The organism is Streptomyces sp. NPDC059906, assembly GCF_042730645.1.
GTDB lineage: Bacteria > Actinomycetota > Actinomycetes > Streptomycetales > Streptomycetaceae > Streptomyces > Streptomyces rubrogriseus.
Window position 1 is genome coordinate 135,864 of the sequence record NZ_JBHWKU010000002.1, and the last position, 16,685, is coordinate 152,548.

Annotated in this window: 19 protein-coding genes; 14 read left to right on the forward strand and 5 right to left on the reverse strand. The window is 69.2% G+C overall.

Translation table 11 applies throughout. The features are described 5' to 3' along the window. Positions 1–255 precede the first annotated feature (255 nt). A complete protein-coding gene (locus ACFV9J_RS03470; RefSeq protein WP_385349183.1) occupies positions 256–2,601 on the forward strand; it encodes an immune inhibitor A domain-containing protein in 2,346 nt (781 codons plus the stop codon). A 146-nt stretch (positions 2,602–2,747) separates the two neighbouring features. Then, positions 2,748–3,092, forward strand: a complete 345-nt coding sequence (locus tag ACFV9J_RS03475; protein WP_385349186.1) for a hypothetical protein — start codon at positions 2,748–2,750, stop codon at positions 3,090–3,092. Positions 3,093–3,102: 10 nt separating this feature from the next. Here ACFV9J_RS03475 and ACFV9J_RS03480 read toward each other — a convergent pair whose 3' ends face one another. Together ACFV9J_RS03480 and ACFV9J_RS03485 are read right to left on the reverse strand one after the other, a co-directional pair. Further along, positions 3,103–3,690: a nicotinamidase gene (locus ACFV9J_RS03480; protein WP_385349188.1), complete on the reverse strand. Its 588-nt coding sequence runs from the start codon at positions 3,688–3,690 to the stop codon at positions 3,103–3,105. Between the two features lie 135 nt (positions 3,691–3,825). Continuing rightward, complete coding sequence (locus tag ACFV9J_RS03485; RefSeq protein WP_385349191.1) at positions 3,826–5,172, reverse strand: nicotinate phosphoribosyltransferase; 1,347 nt, start codon at positions 5,170–5,172, stop codon at positions 3,826–3,828. A gap of 190 nt (positions 5,173–5,362) precedes the next feature. Between ACFV9J_RS03485 and clpS the strand changes: the two genes are divergently transcribed. The 7 genes from clpS (at position 5,363) to ACFV9J_RS03520 (ending at position 10,224) form a co-directional block, all read left to right on the forward strand. Continuing rightward, positions 5,363–5,680: an ATP-dependent Clp protease adapter ClpS gene (clpS, locus tag ACFV9J_RS03490; protein ID WP_087809089.1), complete on the forward strand. Its 318-nt coding sequence runs from the start codon at positions 5,363–5,365 to the stop codon at positions 5,678–5,680. Between the two features lie 53 nt (positions 5,681–5,733). Then, entirely contained in the window at positions 5,734–6,342 is a 609-nt protein-coding gene (locus ACFV9J_RS03495) for a DUF2017 domain-containing protein (RefSeq protein WP_385349194.1), read from the forward strand. A gap of 368 nt (positions 6,343–6,710) precedes the next feature. Continuing rightward, the gene (locus tag ACFV9J_RS03500; RefSeq protein WP_385349197.1) at positions 6,711–8,147 is read left to right on the forward strand and encodes an amino acid permease; all 1,437 of its coding nucleotides are present in this window, start codon (positions 6,711–6,713) and stop codon (positions 8,145–8,147) included. Between the two features lie 144 nt (positions 8,148–8,291). Further along, positions 8,292–8,714: a Mov34/MPN/PAD-1 family protein gene (locus tag ACFV9J_RS03505; protein WP_109032680.1), complete on the forward strand. Its 423-nt coding sequence runs from the start codon at positions 8,292–8,294 to the stop codon at positions 8,712–8,714. 79 nt (positions 8,715–8,793) lie between these two features. Continuing rightward, a complete protein-coding gene (locus ACFV9J_RS03510) occupies positions 8,794–8,889 on the forward strand; it encodes a putative leader peptide (RefSeq protein WP_309546867.1) in 96 nt (31 codons plus the stop codon). Positions 8,890–8,988: 99 nt separating this feature from the next. After that, complete coding sequence (locus ACFV9J_RS03515; protein ID WP_385349202.1) at positions 8,989–9,267, forward strand: MoaD/ThiS family protein; 279 nt, start codon at positions 8,989–8,991, stop codon at positions 9,265–9,267. 6 nt (positions 9,268–9,273) lie between these two features. Continuing rightward, positions 9,274–10,224, forward strand: coding sequence for a PLP-dependent cysteine synthase family protein (locus tag ACFV9J_RS03520; RefSeq protein WP_385349205.1), 951 nt, complete (start codon positions 9,274–9,276; stop codon positions 10,222–10,224). A 47-nt stretch (positions 10,225–10,271) separates the two neighbouring features. Here ACFV9J_RS03520 and ACFV9J_RS03525 read toward each other — a convergent pair whose 3' ends face one another. Then, positions 10,272–10,442 (reverse strand): hypothetical protein, encoded by a 171-nt coding sequence (locus ACFV9J_RS03525; protein WP_385350138.1) that lies wholly within the window; start codon positions 10,440–10,442, stop codon positions 10,272–10,274. Positions 10,443–10,646: 204 nt separating this feature from the next. On the opposite strand from ACFV9J_RS03525, the gene ACFV9J_RS03530 reads away from it, so the two are divergent. After that, entirely contained in the window at positions 10,647–11,399 is a 753-nt protein-coding gene (locus ACFV9J_RS03530; RefSeq protein ID WP_385349207.1) for an MBL fold metallo-hydrolase, read from the forward strand. A gap of 87 nt (positions 11,400–11,486) precedes the next feature. On the opposite strand, the gene ACFV9J_RS03535 is transcribed toward ACFV9J_RS03530, so the two are convergent. Both ACFV9J_RS03535 and ACFV9J_RS03540 read right to left on the reverse strand, forming a co-directional pair. After that, complete coding sequence (locus ACFV9J_RS03535) at positions 11,487–12,737, reverse strand: PTS transporter subunit EIIC (RefSeq protein ID WP_333752239.1); 1,251 nt, start codon at positions 12,735–12,737, stop codon at positions 11,487–11,489. 227 nt (positions 12,738–12,964) lie between these two features. Then, entirely contained in the window at positions 12,965–14,260 is a 1,296-nt protein-coding gene (locus tag ACFV9J_RS03540; RefSeq protein WP_385349210.1) for a PTS transporter subunit EIIC, read from the reverse strand. A gap of 158 nt (positions 14,261–14,418) precedes the next feature. Here ACFV9J_RS03540 and ACFV9J_RS03545 point away from each other — a divergent pair, with 158 nt between their 5' ends. The 4 genes from ACFV9J_RS03545 to rdgB all read left to right on the forward strand — a co-directional run bounded on the left by ACFV9J_RS03545 (position 14,419) and on the right by rdgB (position 16,680). Beyond that, complete coding sequence (locus tag ACFV9J_RS03545; RefSeq protein WP_109032686.1) at positions 14,419–14,652, forward strand: glucose PTS transporter subunit EIIB; 234 nt, start codon at positions 14,419–14,421, stop codon at positions 14,650–14,652. Between the two features lie 76 nt (positions 14,653–14,728). Further along, positions 14,729–15,466, forward strand: a complete 738-nt coding sequence (rph, locus tag ACFV9J_RS03550) for a ribonuclease PH (protein ID WP_385349213.1) — start codon at positions 14,729–14,731, stop codon at positions 15,464–15,466. 160 nt (positions 15,467–15,626) lie between these two features. Beyond that, positions 15,627–16,031 (forward strand): hypothetical protein, encoded by a 405-nt coding sequence (locus tag ACFV9J_RS03555; RefSeq protein WP_385349216.1) that lies wholly within the window; start codon positions 15,627–15,629, stop codon positions 16,029–16,031. Positions 16,032–16,077: 46 nt separating this feature from the next. Then, positions 16,078–16,680 (forward strand): RdgB/HAM1 family non-canonical purine NTP pyrophosphatase, encoded by a 603-nt coding sequence (gene rdgB / locus ACFV9J_RS03560; RefSeq protein ID WP_385349219.1) that lies wholly within the window; start codon positions 16,078–16,080, stop codon positions 16,678–16,680. Positions 16,681–16,685 lie beyond the last annotated feature (5 nt).

Sequence of the window (16,685 nt, forward strand, 5' to 3'; positions counted from 1 at the left end):
GAAGTGGACGGTCCCGCGCGCCCGTCGGGTGCCGGCCGGGCCCCGACACACCGGGCTCAGGTCACGATCCGGTGTCCGCAAAGCGAACGGCGACTCCGCATAGTGCACTTGTTCTGCTCAAGTCAAGGTCTGTCTTTTCCGGTGAACCTCTAGTCAAATGTCGTCACTTGACTACACGCGTTGAGCACGTGTGCGCGGACTATGCACTGTCCTTGGTCCCCCATCCGCGCGCGTGGACGCGGGGGAGGAACTCAAGTGACCAGAAGATCCTGGACGTTCAGAACGGCGGCGACCACCGTCGCATTCGCCGCGGCGGCCGCCACGTTCTCGGCGGCCGGCGTGGCGCAGGCGGACTCGCCGTCCCGGCCGGAGGCCGTGGACCGCCACGACCCCAGCCCGGACAAGACCACGCGCTCCCACGACCTCAAGGGCCCCCTGAGCGACACTCAGGCCGCCCAGCGTGAGGAAGCCCTCAAGCAGGTCATATCCGGCAACGCGTCGGTGAAGAAGAAGGACGGCTCCAACGTCGTCCAGCTGAAGAGCAAGAAGGGCGACGCCAAGTACGTCGAGCTGGGCCGGGAGAAGACCGACAAGATCTTCACCATCCTGGTCGAGTTCGGCGACAAGGTCGACAGCCGCTACGGCGGCACGCCCGGCCCGCTGCACAACGAGATAGCCAAGCCGAACCGCAGGACGGACAACTCCACGGCCTGGCAGAAGGACTACGACCAGGAGCACTTCCAGGACCTGTACTTCGGTTCCGGCAAGGGCGTCAACTCGGTCAAGACCTACTACGAGAAGCAGTCCTCCGGCCGCTACTCGGTCGACGGCGAGGTCTCCGACTGGGTCAAGGTCCCCTACAACGAGGCCCGCTACGGCTCCAACAAGTGCGACCCCGACAACTGCGCCTGGTACGCGGTGCAGGACGGCGTCACCGCCTGGGTCGCCGACCAGAAGGCGGCCGGCCGCACCGACGCCCAGATCAAGTCCCAGCTGACCCAGTACGACCAGTGGGACCGCTACGACTTCGACGGCGACGGCGACTTCAACGAGCCCGACGGCTACATCGACCACTTCCAGATCGTGCACGCCGGCGAGGACGAGTCCGCGGGCGGCGGCGCGCAGGGCGAGGACGCCATCTGGGCCCACCGCTGGTACGCCTTCGGCACCGACGCCGGCGCCACCGGCCCCGAGGGCAACCAGCTCGGCGGCACCCAGATCGGCGACACCGGCATCTGGGTCGGCGACTACACGATCCAGCCGGAGAACGGCGGACTCGGCGTCTACGCGCACGAGTACGGCCACGACCTCGGCCTGCCGGACCACTACGACACCAACGGCGGCGACAACTCCACCGGCTTCTGGACGCTGATGTCGTCCGGCTCGTGGCTGGGCACCGGCCGGGGCGAGATCGGCGACCTGCCCGGCGACATGAACGCCTGGGACAAGCTCCAGTTGGGCTGGCTGAACTACGACACCGCCAAGGCGGGCGTCAACTCCTGGCACAAGCTGGGCCTGGCCGAGTACAACACCAAGCACAAGCAGGGCCTGGTCGTCGAGCTGCCGAAGGAGGAGGTCACCACCGAGATCGTGCCCCCCGCCGAGGGCAAGACCCAGTGGTGGAGCGGCAGCGGCAACGACCTCAAGAACACCCTGACCCGCAGCGTCGACCTCACCGGCAAGTCCGCCGCCTCCCTCACCCTGGACGGCTGGTACGACATCGAGGCCGACTACGACTTCCTCTACACCGAGGTGTCCACCGACGGCGGCGCCAACTGGACCGCGATCGACGGCACCTTCGACGGGCAGCCGATCCAGCGCGACGGCAGTGACAAGCCCGCCCTGAGCGCCACCGTGGACGCCTACGGCAAGCTGGTCTACCCGCTGGACGCCTACGCCGGCAAGAAGATCGACCTGCGCTTCCGCTACCAGACCGACGGCGGCCTGGCCATGAAGGGCTTCGCCGCCGACGAGATCGCGGTGACGGCCGACGGCGAGACGCTCTTCTCCGACAACGCGGAGACCGCGGACGACGCCTGGACGGCGGTCGGCTTCACCCGCAAGGGCGCCTCCTTCACCAAGGAGTACGCGCAGTACTACATCGCCGAGAACCGGCAGTACGTGTCGTACGACAAGACGCTGAAGACCGGCCCGTACAACTTCGGCTTCTCGGAGCGCCCGAACTGGGTCGAGCACTACAACTACCAGAACGGCCTGCTGATCTGGAAGTGGGACACCTCCCAGGCGGACAACAACACCAGCCAGCACCCGGGCAAGGGCCTGGTCCTGCCGATCGACTCGCACCCGACCGCGCTGAAGTGGAAGGACGGCACCTTGATGCGCAACCGCGTCCAGGCGTACGACTCGCCGTTCAGCCGCTACCGCACGGACGGCATGACCCTGCACAAGGCGGACGTCGCGAAGTACGTCCCGGGCTCGAAGGGCGTCTCGGTCTTCAACGACCGCAAGAACGACTACTACGACCCGGCGAACCCGACCGGCGGTGTCGAGATCACTGACACCAACACGAAGATCAAGATCCTCAAGGAGGCCAGGAACGGCTCGACGATCGAGCTCGAGGTTGGCCCCGCGGGCAGGTAAATAGCGTCTGCCCAGGTCAGAGCATGATCGGCGGTGACCCCCTGGCGGGTCACCGCCGATCCGTGTTTAGGTGCGTCCTGTGGTTCTCTTATTGACACCGGGTCCGGCACCCGGACCGACACAGGCTGACTCGGGGGTATGACCGCATGGCCGCAGGAGGCTTCTGCAAGCTGCCGAACGGCACGGTGGTGGTGGCGCTGAACCTGCCCAGCCCCGCCCCGGCGAGCGCCGGCAGCGTGCGTTTTCTCGTCCACGCCCAGAACCGGGCGCGCGCCCTGACCAGGCTGCGCAACCTGGGGCTGCGCAGCGTCTACCTGCGGGGCAACGCGGCTCCGCCCACCCCGGACGAGGTCACCGCGGTCCTGCACCACCCGGACGGCCTGATATGGCGCACGGCACCGGTGGCGGGCGCCGTGGGCGGCCCGGACCTGGTCCAGGAGCTGTGGCACCCGATCCGCGCCCTGCTCAGACGCCCGACCGCGCAGACCTAGGCGGAGCCGGCTACTGCACGACCGGCTTGCCGGACAGCTCCACGCCCGCCTCCCGCAGCTCCTCCAGCGCCCGCTCGGTGGTCTGAGCGGCCACCCCGGCGGTCAGGTCGAGCAGCACCTGCGTGCGGAAGCCCTCGCGGGCGGCGTCCAGGGCGGTGGCCCGCACGCAGTGGTCGGTGGCGATGCCCACGACGTCGACCTCGTCGATCTCGCGGGAGCGCAGCCACTCGGCCAGGCCCGTGCCGTTCTCGTCGGCGCCCTCGAAGCCGCTGTAGGCGGCCGCGTACGCGCCCTTGTCGAAGACGGCGTCTATCGCGCCGGAGGCGACGGCGGGGGCGAAGTTCGGGTGGAAGCCGACCCCCTCGGTGCCGGCCACGCAGTGCGCCGGCCAGGAGTGGACGTAGTCCGGATTGTCGGCGAAGTGGCCGCCCGGCGCCACGTGGTGGTCGCGGGTGGCCACGACGTGGCGGTAGCCGGCGGGCGCCTGCCCGATCAGCTCGGTGATGGCGGCGGCCACGTCGGCACCGCCGGACACCGCGAGGCTGCCTCCCTCGCAGAAGTCGTTCTGCACGTCTACGACGATCAAGGCGCGGCGCATGGTCGGTGTCCTTCGACTGGGTCGACTGTGGGATGGGGGATGGGGGACGGGGGACGGACGGGGGACGGACGGGACGGGGGACGGGCGGAACGGGGGACGCGGGGCTGATTCGGCCCTTGCGGGGCCGCCCCAGCATTAGCTACCCGAGCCCCCGTGCGCGTACTCCGTCGGAATGACGGGTTCCCCTCGGGAGAGCTGGGTGGCGGACAGCGGGAGGTTGGCGCGGGCGGCCGCGTGCCGGTCCCGGGCGGCGTCCAGCGGCTCGCGGGCGACGACCTCGCCGCCCTTGACCAGCTCGACCAGGAGCTGCCGGCCGGCGAGATCGTCGGGCACCGGCCCGGTGCCGACCACCTCGGCCTCCGCGTACCCCTCCGCGTCCAGGCGCCGCGCGGCCCACTTGCGGCCGCCGACGGAGGTCTTGCCGCCGCTGGACTTCTTGGCCACCGGCACCAGTGGCGCCCCCTGCTCGCCGGACTCGGCGCGGGCGACCAGCTTGTAGACCATCGAGGCCGTCGGGTGCCCGGAGCCGGTCACCAGCTGGGTGCCGACGCCGTAGGCGTCCACGGGCGCCGCCGCCAGTGAGGCGATGGCGTACTCGTCCAGGTCCGAGGTCACGACGATCTTCGTCTGGGTGGCGCCCAGCTCGTCCAGCTGCTGGCGCACCCGGTGCGCGACCAGCAGCAGGTCGCCGGAGTCGATGCGCACGGCGCCCAGCTCGGGCCCCGCCACCTCCACGGCCGTGCGGACCGCCTCGGCGACGTCGTAGGTGTCCACCAGGAGCGTGGTGTCCCGGCCCAGCGAATCCACCTGGGCACGGAAGGCGTCCCGCTCGTTGTCGTGCAGCAGGGTGAAGGCGTGCGCGGAGGTGCCGACGGTGGGGATGTTGTAGCGGAAGCCGGCGGCCAGGTCGGAGGTGGTCGCGAAGCCGCCGACGTAGGCCGAGCGGGCGGCGGCGACGGCGGCCAGCTCGTGGGTGCGGCGGGCGCCCATCTCGATCAGCGGGCGCTGCCCTGCGGCGGAGGACATCCGGGAGGCGGCGGCCGCGATCGCCGAGTCGTGGTTGAGGATGGACAGGATCACCGTCTCCAACAGCACGCACTCGCCGAAGGTGCCCTCCACCCGCATGATCGGCGAGCCCGGGAAGTACACCTCGCCCTCGGGGTAGCCCCAGATGTCGCCGCTGAAGCGGTACCGGGCGAGCCAGTCCAGGGTCTCCTCGTCGACGATGTCCTGCTCGCGCAGGAAGCGCAGCACGTCCGGGTCGAAGCGGAAGTTCTCCACCGCGTCCAGTACCCGCCCGGTGCCCGCCACCACGCCGTAGCGGCGGCCGTCCGGCAGCCGCCGGGTGAAGACCTCGAACACGCTGCGCCGCCCGGCCGTACCGGCCTTCAGGGCTGCCCGCAGCATGGTCAGCTCGTACTGGTCCGTGAAGAGCGCCGTCGAGGGGACGTCCACCGGCAGCCCAAGGTCCGCTGCGTCCACGAAGTTTCTCCTAGCCATCACGTGCCGGGTGCCCCCGGTGCGGCCGGGGGTCCGGGGGTTGTCCCCCGGTGTATGCGGCATAGGACGGATCGTACCCCCATTTCGTCACTTTGACGATTTCGATGTCCGTCCGGCCCCGGTGACGCCCGCCACAGGCCCGTTTGTGCGGGTGCCCCCCTGTGGTGGCAGCATGGGCTGTGTGACGGCAGCCGCACCCATGGAGATCGAGAAGACCGAGCCGACGGAGGAGGTCTTCGCCGTACCCGAGCCCGACGTGCCCTGGGTGACGATCGTCCACAACGATCCCGTCAACCTCATGAGCTACGTGACGTACGTCTTCCAGTCGTACTTCGGCTACTCCAAGGACAAGGCCACCAAGCTCATGATGGACGTCCACCACAAGGGCCGGGCGGTCGTCTCCAGCGGCAGCCGGGAGGAGATGGAACGGGACGTACAGGCCATGCACGGCTACGGTCTGTGGGCCACCCTCCAGCAGGACCGGAAATGAGCCCGGAAACGACCCACGCCCGCCCGCAGGACGGAAGCAGCTGAATCGCCTTCATGCCCGGACAATTCGAACCGCTCCCCGGCGGCGGCGCGGCCGTCGCGCTCGACGACGTCGAGATCTCCATCATCCGCTCGCTGGCCGTGCAGCTCCTGGAGCTGATCGGCCCCGGGCCCGCCGAGGACGCCTCCGAGGATCCGCTCGCCGAGCTGTTCGCCGAGGGCCCGAGCGAGCCGCCCTCCGACCCGGTGCTGCGCCGCCTGTTCCCGGACGCCTACGGCGATCCCGAGGGCGCCCCGCAGGCCCGGGAGGCCGAGGAGCAGCGGGCGCACTCCGCGGAGTTCCGCCGCTACACCGAGAACGACCTCAGGGCCGGCAAGCGGGACAACGCGCTGGCGGTGGTCCGCACCCTGGACGCCCTCTCCTCGGCGTCGGCGGGCGAAGAGGGCGCGGTGCTGAAACTGTCGCCCCAGGAGTCCCAGCAGTGGCTGCGCGCCCTGAACGACCTGCGCCTGGCGATCGGCTCCCGCCTGGAGATCGCCGACGAGGACGACACCGACCTGCTCTACCGGCTCCCGGACGAGGACCCGCGCAAGCCGATGGTGATGGCCTACCTGTGGCTCGGCGGACTCCAGGAGTCGCTCGTCGCGACGCTCATGACCTGAGTGCGGTTATGCCCTGAATAAGGCCGTTTCGCCACTCTCCGTGTCCGCTCAGCGGGGCCTCAAATCCGGATAACGATCCCGTCAAAGCCGCGCCTCCTTTGTCCCGGAGGTGCGGCTTTCGTCCGCTTCTCCCTGTGTGACACGTCACAGTCCACCCCTGTGATCAGCGCCGCCGTCGTGGTAAATCTTCACGACCGCCCGGCGAACACCACCCGAATGTTCGGCCGGGTGCGCCACCGAGCCGGCAGACCGCCGGCCAGGCACCGAGCGGGATGTGAGGCCCGCTCAGCTCCATCATCCGGGGGGATCGAGACCCGATCCGAGGCCGACGCAAGGTCCGGATCGGCATGGAGAAAGGCGCACCACACATGACCTCTGCGCAGGTCGACACGGACAAGGCCCCCGAAGAGGGCTACGAGCGCGGTCTCAACAGCCGCCAGGTCCAGATGATCGCGATCGGCGGCGCCATCGGCGTCGGTCTCTTCCTGGGGGCCGGGGCCAACATCGCCAAGGCCGGCCCCAGCATCATCCTCATGTACGCCCTCGCGGGTGTGATCATCTTCTTCATCATGCGGGCGCTCGGCGAGCTGCTCCTCTACCGACCCGTCTCCGGCTCCTTCGCCGAGTACTCGCGCGAGTTCCTCGGCCCCTTCTTCGGTTACTTCACCGGCTGGACGTACTGGCTGATGTGGGTGGTCACCGGCATGGCGGAGCTGACCGCCGCCGCCATCTACATCCACTACTGGTTCCCGGACATCCCGCAATGGGTCTCGGCCCTGGTCTTCCTGGTCCTGCTGTTCGTGGCCAACCTGATCTCGGTGAAGCTGTTCGGCGAGATCGAGTTCTGGTTCTCGATGGTCAAGGTCACCGCCATCATCGGCATGATCGTGATCGGCGTCGGCGTGCTCACCCTCGGCTTCAGCCAGGCCGGCGACACCGCCGCCGTCTCCAACCTGTGGGAGTTCGACGGCTTCTTCCCCAAGGGCATCGGCTCGTCCCTGATGACCCTCCAGGGCGTCATGTTCGCCTACCTCGCCGTCGAGCTGGTCGGCGTCACCGCCGGCGAGTCGGAGAACCCGGAGAAGACCCTCCCCAAGGCGATCAACACCCTGCCCTGGCGCATCGCGCTCTTCTACGTCGGCGCCCTCACCGTCATCCTGGCGGTGGTCAAGTGGACCGAGTTCGCCGAGGGCGTCAGCCCCTTCGTGGAGGCCTTCACCGTCATCGGCATCCCGGCCGGCGCCGGCATCGTCAACTTCGTCGTGCTCACCGCCGCCCTGTCCTCCTGCAACTCCGGCATGTACTCCACGGGCCGCATGCTGCGCACCCTCGCGGACAACGGCGAGGCCCCCAGGGTCTTCAACAGGCTCTCCTCGACCAAGACACCGGCCATCGGCATCGCCGTCTCCGTCGTCTTCATGGCCATCGGCGTGGTCCTGAACTACCTCGTCCCGGAGAAGGCCTTCGGCTACGTCACCTCCATCGCCACCGCCGCCGGCATCTGGACCTGGCTGATGATCCTGATCAGCCACGTGCGCTACCGCCGCAAGGTCGTCGCGGGCCGCCTGCCCGCCTCCTCCTTCCCGGCGCCGGGCGGCTCGGTGTGCTCCTACATCGCCATCGCCTTCCTCCTCTTCGTCACCTGCCTCATCGCCTACGACGCCGACGCCCGCGTCTGCCTGTACGTGATGGGCGGCTGGTTCATCGCGCTCCTCATCGGCTGGTTCGTGCTCAAGAGCCGCAACCCGCAGATCACCACGCGACGGCCCGGCGAGGACGAGCCGGAGCTCCAGAAGGTCGGCTGACCAGCGCGTTCGCGCGCACCGCGGACGTCCGGCCGCACGGGGTGCTCGTGGCACCCGGCGCGTCCACCGCTCAGGATGTCCGGCATATGGGCCCCTCCGTACCACCCACCGGTACGGAGGGGCCCGTCTGCATATCCTGGCCGCATGCTGACCATCACACAGGCCCTGTACGACCAGATCGTCGCCCACGCGCGCGAGGACCACCCCGACGAGGCGTGCGGCGTGGTGGCCGGTCCCGTCGGCGAGGGCCGCCCCGAGCGGTTCATCCCCATGCTCAACGCCGCCCGCTCGCCCACCTTCTACGAGTTCGACTCGCAGGACCTCCTCAAGCTCTACCGCGAGATGGACGACCGGGACGAGGAACCGGTGGTCATCTACCACTCCCACACCGCCACCGAGGCCCACCCCTCCCGCACCGACATCACCTACGCCAACGAGCCCGGCGCCCACTACGTCCTCGTCTCCACCGCGGACACCGACGGTGCCGGCGAGTTCCAGTTCCGCTCGTTCCGCATCGTGGAGGGTGAGGTCACGGAGGAGGAGGTCAAGGTCGTCGAGGCGTACTGATCTCGCACTTCGGACGGAATGAGTCCATCAGGTGAGATCACACTCCGGAAGCCGGCCCGGGAATCGATACGATGAGCCCATGGTTCTTCTCGACGTGAGCGAAAAGGCGCCGGGCACGCTGCTCGTGGCGCGCCTGCACGTCGACCTGTGCAGGCTGAAAAGCGCCATCTGTTGATCTTCGTCGCCGCCGTACGGCCGTGAGCCGCGGCGTGCCGACGTGTGCCGCCGCGCGCCCTCAGAACCCACGACATACTTCCGACAGGAGCCCTCAGCCATGGCCATCGAGGTCCGCATCCCGACCATCCTCCGCCAGTACACCGACGGCCAGAAGGCGGTGGAGGGCACCGGGGACACCCTCGCCAAGCTCTTCGCCGACCTCGAGACCCGGCACACGGGCATCCAGGCCCGCATCGTCGACGGCGAGCAGCTGCGCCGCTTCGTCAACGTCTACCTCAACGACGAGGACGTCCGCTTCCTGGACGGCATCGACACCAAGCTCACCGACGGCGACAGCATCACGATCCTGCCGGCGGTCGCCGGCGGCATGGCCTGATCGCCGATGCGCTACGACTCCCCGCTGGCCGCGGTGGGCAACACCCCCCTGGTGCGCCTGCCGCGGCTGTCGCCGTCCGACGACGTCCGCATCTGGGCCAAGCTGGAGGACCGCAACCCGACCGGCTCGATCAAGGACCGCCCCGCGCTCCACATGATCGAGCAGGCCGAGAAGGACGGCCGCCTCACCAAGGGCTGCACCATCCTGGAGCCGACCAGCGGAAACACCGGCATCTCGCTGGCCATGGCCGCCAGGCTCAAGGGCTACCGCATCGTCTGCGTCATGCCCGAGAACACCTCCCAGGAACGCCGGGACCTGCTCACCATGTGGGGCGCGGAGATCATCTCCTCCCCGGCCGCGGGCGGCTCCAACACCGCCGTACGCGTCGCCAAGGAACTCTCCGCCGAACACCCCGACTGGGTGATGCTCTACCAGTACGGCAACCCGGACAACGCCGGCGCCCACTACGCCGGCACCGGCCCCGAGATCCTCGCCGACCTGCCGTCGGTCACGCACTTCGTCGCGGGCCTGGGGACGACGGGCACGCTCATGGGCGTCGGCCGCTACCTGCGCGAGCACAAGCCGGAGGTGAAGATCGTCGCCGCCGAGCCGCGCTACGACGACCTGGTCTACGGTCTGCGCAACCTCGACGAGGGCTTCGTCCCCGAGCTGTACGACGCCTCCGTCCTCACCACCCGCTTCTCGGTGGGCTCCGCCGACGCGGTCACCCGCACCCGCGAGCTGCTCCAGCAGGAGGGCATCTTCGCGGGCGTCTCCACCGGCGCCGCCCTGCACGCCGCGATCGGCGTCGGGAACAAGGCGGTCAAGGCGGGGGAGAGCGCGGACATCGTGTTCGTCGTCGCCGACGGCGGCTGGAAGTACCTGTCGACCGGCGTCTACACCGCCGAGACGACCGAGGCGGCCATCGAGACCCTCCACGGCCAGCTCTGGGCCTGACGGCTCCTCCCGGAAACCGCCCCGCGACGTACCCGCCGCGGGGCGCTTCAGTTTTCGGGCCCCCGCCCGCCGGGCCCGTCCCGGCCGTCCCGCCCTTTCGGGGGGCGCCGTCCCCGGCCTCGGGGCGGCCGCCGGCCCCGGCCCCAGCCGTCGACGAGCGTCGCCACGAGCGCGAGCAGCACCACCGCCGCGAAGACGAGCCACCAGGACGTGTCCATACCGACGACGGTACCGGCGCACGCCGCAGCCGCGCGCCCCTTCTATGGCCCCGCACCCCCCGCTTCCAGCCGAACCGGTGATCCCACAGGTGAGTTCGCCCACAACGGCCCCTGGCGGAGGAGCGACCGCAGGTTTTGCGCCTTACGCTCGACGGACCGCACGACCCCCGTCTCTCCACACGCGCCAGCGGAGGTTTCTGCTTCATGAAGCTCACCGTCGTCGGCTGCTCGGGGTCGTTCCCGTCCGCGGAATCGGCCTGCTCGAGCTACCTCGTCGAGGCCGACGGCTTCCGGCTGCTCCTCGACATGGGCAACGGCGCCCTCGGCGAGCTGCAGCGCCACTGCGGTCTCTACGACCTCGACGCGATCTTCCTCAGCCATCTGCACGCCGACCACTGCATCGACATGTGCGCCTACTTCGTGGCGCGCTACTACCGGCACGACGGCGGCCGCTGCGCCCCGCTCCCGGTCTACGGACCCGAGGGCACCGAGCACCGGCTGACCACCGCCTACGCCGACACCCCGTCCGCCTCCTCCATGAGCGAGGTGTTCGACTTCCACACGGTCAAGCCGTCCACCTTCGAGGTCGGCCCGTTCACCGTGCACACCGAGCGCGTCGCCCACCCCGTGGAGGCCTACGCCGTCCGCGTCGAGCACGGCGGCCGTTCACTGACGTACTCCGGCGACACGGGCGCCACCCCCGTGCTGGACGAACTCGCCCGTGACACCGACCTGTTCCTGTGCGAGGCCGCCTTCACGCACGGCAAGGAGAACATCCCCGACCTGCACCTCAACGGACGCGAGGCGGGACAGAGCGCCGCCCGGGCCGGCGCCCGGCGCCTGGTGCTCACCCACATCCCCCCGTGGACCGACCCCGCGGTCAACCTGGCCGACGCGCGCGAGGTGTACGACGGGACGGTGGAGGTCGCCGCCACGGGCGCGGTGTACGAGATCTGAGCCCGCGACACCCCCGGACGCGACACGACGCGAAGGCCCCGGAACCTTCACGGTTCCGGGGCCTTCGTCACGCCGTACGGCCGGGGCTCACGCCTTGGTGAGGTCCTCGACCTCCTCCTCGGGCTCGCGGCCCGGGGTCTTCAGGTTGAACTTGACGATCGCGAAACGGAACGTCACATAGTAGATCGCCGCGAACACCAGACCGATCGGGATGATCAGCCATGGCTTGGTCGCGAGGTGCCAGTTCAGGGCGTAGTCGATGAAACCGGCCGAGAAGTTGAACCCGGCGTGCACGCCCAGGCCCCACGTGATCGCCATCGAGATCGCGGTGAGCACCGCGTGCAGCACGTACAGGACCGGCGCGATGAACATGAACGAGAACTCGATCGGCTCGGTCACACCGGTCACGAACGAGGTCGCGGCCAGGGAGACCATCATGCCGAGGACGGCCTTGCGGCGCTCCGGGCGGGCGGTGTGCGCCATGGCCAGGGCGGCGGCCGGCAGACCGAACATCATGATCGGGAAGAAGCCCGCCTGGAAGATGCCCGCGGAGGGGTCACCGGCCAGGAAGCGGGTGATGTCACCGTGCACCACGTCACCGGCGGAGTTGGTGAAGTCACCGAGCTGGAACCAGGCCACCGTGTTCACGAACTGGTGCATGCCGACCGGGATCAGCGCGCGGTTCACACCACCGAAGAGGGCCGCGCCGCCGGAGCCGAGGCCGGTCATCCACTCGCCGAAGTTCGAGATGCCGTCGCCGATGGGCTCCCAGACCAGACCGAAGAAGACACCCACGACGATGCCGACGAAGGCCATGATGATCGGCACCAGACGCCGGCCGTTGAAGAAGCCGAGCCAGTCCACCAGCTTCTTGCGGTGGTACCGCTGCCACAGCACGGCGGCCAGCAGACCCATGATGATGCCGCCGAGCACACCCGGGTCGTTGTACGTCGCGGCGACGTCCTCGCCGTTCTGCACCACCGCCTCGGTGACCGGGAAGGCCTCGAGCACCTTGCTGTAGACGAGGAAGCCGACCACCGCGGCCAGCGCGGTCGAGCCATCGGCCTTCTTGGCGAAGCCGATGGCCACGCCTATGCAGAACAGGATCGGCAGCGAGCCGGTGAGGGCACCGCCCGCGTTGTTGAAGACGGCGGCGACCTTGTCCCAGCCGAGGCCGTCCTTGCCGAAGATGTCGTCCTGGCCGAGCCGGACCATGATGCCCGCCGCCGGAAGAACGGCGATCGGGAGCTGGAGGCTGCGTCCTACCTTCTGCAGCCCCTGGAAAAGACCGGATCCCCGCTTCTTTGCGGGGGCCGCCGTGTCGGTGGCGGTGCTCATGCTTCCTCCATCGGGTGGTGGTCTACACCACTCAGTGGTGTAGACCTGTTGTAGCACGATGAAGGCGGCGTAAGGAACCCGTGATTCCGCGACCGGACCGCTACGCGCAGTACCCGGCCAAGTCCCCTGGTCACAGGCGCCGGAGCGCGCGGAGAAGGCCCCCGGACCGACGGTCCGGGGGCCTTCGCGAGACCACCCTCGAAGGGTACGTGAGGAACGGAAGAGGTCTACACCTTGGTGACGTCCTCCACGTCTTCCTCGGGTTCCCGCCCCGGGGTCTTCAGATCGAACTTCGTGATCGCGAACCGGAAGACCACGTAGTACACCACCGCGAAACACAGCCCGATCGGAATGATCAGCCACGGCTTGGTCGCCAGGTTCCAGTTGATGACGTAGTCGATCAGCCCCGCCGAGAAGCTGAACCCGTCCTTCACCCCCAGCGCCCACGTCACCGCCATCGACACACCCGTCAGCACCGCGTGCGCCGCGTACAGCAGTGGCGCGATGAACAGGAACGAGTACTCCAGCGGCTCCGTGATCCCCGTCACGAACGACGTCAGCCCCACCGACAGCATCAGACCGCCGACCTCCTTGCGCCGGCTCGGCTTCGCACAGTGCGTGATCGCCAGCGCCGCCGCGGGCAACGCGAACATCATGATCGGGAAGAAACCGGTCGTGAACTGCCCCGCGTTCGGATCGCCCGCCAGGAACATGTTGATGTCACCGTGCACCACCGTGCCGTCCGGCTTCGTGTACGAACCGAACTGGAACCACATCGGCACGTTCAGGAACTGATGCAGACCGATCACCAGCAACGCCCGGTTCGCCAGCCCGAACACACCCGCGCCCCACGCGCCGATCCCGGTCAGCCAGTCGCTGAAACTCTCCAGCGCGTCACCGATCGGCGGCCACACCCACAGGCACAGCGCCGCGAACACGATCGCCACGAACGCCATGATGATCGGCACCAGCCGGCGGCCGTTGAAGAAGCCCAGCCAGTCCACCAGCCGCGTCCGGTGGAAACGCTGCCAGAAGTACGCCGTCAGCAACCCCATCACGATGCCGCCGAACACCCCCGGATTCTGGAAGACGAACGCCGTCACCTCCCCCGAACCGTCGCTCACCTGGCAACCGATCTGCGGGACCACCTCCGACCCCTCCGGGCAGTCCTCCGGGAACTGCCGCAGCACGTTGTAGTAGACGAGGAACCCCGCCACCGCCGCGAGCGCCGTCGAACCGTCCGCCTTCTTCGCCATCCCGATGGCCACGCCCACACAGAACAGCAGCGGCAGCCCCAGCGATCCGTCGAGCAGCGCGCCGCCCGCGCCCGTCATCACCTTCGAGACGTTCGTCCAGCCCAGACCGTCGTCCCCGAACACGTCCGGCTGCCCCAGCCGGTTGAGAATGCCGGCGGCGGGCAGGACCGCGATGGGCAACTGAAGAGAGCGACCCATCTTCTGCAACCCTTGGAACGCAGTGTTCCAACGGGCGCGAGCGGGACTGACCGCGCTGTCGGCACTCATCCGGTCTCCATCCGGTCGCCGGTACACTGGTGTAGACCAGTTGACAGACGGCACCGCCGTCGTGACGCCATCATTCGGTACACACCGCATGACCGCTCGCGAAGATGGGCCAACTGTGGGTTACTGCGACAAAGCGGTCCGGATCAGGGAGAACGAACATGGCCAGCAAGGCTGAGAAGATCGTCGCCGGCCTCGGCGGCATCGACAACATCGACGAGGTCGAAGGCTGCATCACCCGCCTCCGCACCGAGGTCAAGGACGCTTCCAAGGTCGACGACGCCGCCCTCAAGGCAGCCGGCGCCCACGGCGTCGTCAAGATGGGCACCGCCATCCAGGTCGTCATCGGCACCGACGCCGACCCGATCGCCGCGGACATCGAAGACATGATGTGAGTCACCGGCTCACCGGCAAGGGGCCTTTCCCACTCCGGGACAGGCCCCTTCCCCATGGGCCGCTAGGCTCACCCGCATGTCACGAATCGACGGCCGCACCCCCCAGCAGCTCCGCCCCGTCACCATCGAACGCGGCTGGAGCAAGCACGCCGAAGGCTCCGTCCTCGTCTCCTTCGGCGACACCAAGGTCCTCTGCAACGCCTCCGTCACCGAAGGCGTCCCCCGCTGGCGCAAGGGCAGCGGCGAAGGCTGGGTCACCGCCGAGTACGCCATGCTTCCCCGCGCCACCAACACCCGCGGCGACCGCGAGTCCGTCAAGGGCCGCATCGGCGGCCGCACCCACGAGATCAGCCGCCTCATCGGCCGGTCCCTGCGCGCCGTCATCGACTACAAGGCACTCGGCGAGAACACCGTCGTCCTGGACTGCGACGTCCTCCAGGCCGACGGCGGCACCCGCACCGCCGCCATCACCGGCGCCTACGTCGCCCTCGCCGACGCCGTCGCCTGGGCCCAGGGCCGGAAGCTGATCAAGGCCAACCGCAAGCCCCTCACCGGCACCGTCTCCGCCGTCTCCGTCGGCATCGTCGACGGCACCCCGCTCCTCGACCTGCGCTACGAGGAAGACGTCCGCGCCGACACCGACATGAACGTCGTCTGCACCGGCGACGGCCGCTTCGTCGAGGTCCAGGGCACCGCCGAGGCCGAACCCTTCGCCCGCGACGAACTGAACACCCTGCTCGACCTCGCCACCGCCGGCTGCACCGAACTCGCCGACCTCCAGCGCAAGGCACTCGACGCGGTCCTCGAAAGGTAAAACGAGTAAAGGGAACGCCAACGGCAGGCAACTGGGCCGCCCGCAGACGCGTCCCTAGCAGTACAGCACCACGGGCGTACGGCAGCAGTCCTTGCCGTACGCCCGACGCCGCACCGCACACGGGCCGCCCGGCCCTGTCCCAAGGGGAGGACCGAGACCCATGGCCGCGAGCCGCCAACGCCGCCTTCGCCGCACCGCCACCGCCGTCGCCACCGCCGCGACCATCGCCCTGACGGCCGGCCTCACCACCGGCTGCGACGCCGTCGACAAGGCGCTCGACTGCGTACGCACGGCCGACGCGATAGCCGACAGCGTCACCGAACTCCAGCAGGCCGTGGAGAACGCGGACGACCCCACCCAGTGGGAGGAATCCCTCAACTCCATCGACAAGAACCTCGGCAAGATCGGCGACCAGACCGACAACACCGACGTCAACAAGGCCGTCGACGACCTCGGCAAGGCCGTCGACAACGTCCGCACCTCGGTCGAGAACGGCGACGAGACCCCCGACCTCAGCCCCGTCACCGACGCGGCGGGCGAACTGACGAAGGTCTGCACGCCGTAGGCAGGGCCCGGCCGGGCGAGGCTCGGGGTCCGGAATACTGGACCCCATGACCCGCCTCATCCTCGCCACCCGCAACGCCGGCAAGATCACCGAACTGAGGGCCATCCTCGCCGACGCGGGCCTGCCCCACGACCTCGTCGGCGCGGACGCCTACCCGCACATCCCCGACGTCAAGGAAACCGGCGTCACCTTCGCCGAGAACGCGCTCCTCAAGGCCCACGCCCTCGCCCAGGCCACCGGCCTGCCCGCCGTCGCCGACGACTCCGGCCTCTGCGTCGACGTCCTGAACGGCGCCCCCGGCATCTTCTCCGCCCGCTGGGCCGGCCGCCACGGCGACGACCAGGCCAACCTGGACCTGTTGCTGGCCCAGATCGGCGACATCGCCGACGAACACCGCGCCGCCCACTTCGCCTGCGCGGCCGCCCTGGCCCTCCCCGACGGCACGGAACGAGTGGTCGAGGGCCAACTGAAGGGCACCCTCCGCCACGCCCCCGCCGGCACGGGCGGCTTCGGCTACGACCCGATCCTCCAGCCGGACGGCGAGACCCGCACCTGCGCGGAACTGACGGCGGCGGAAAAGAACGCGATCAGCCACCGCGGCAAGGCGTTCCGGGCACTGGTGCCGGTGGTGCGGGAGCTGTTGGGCTGAAGCGC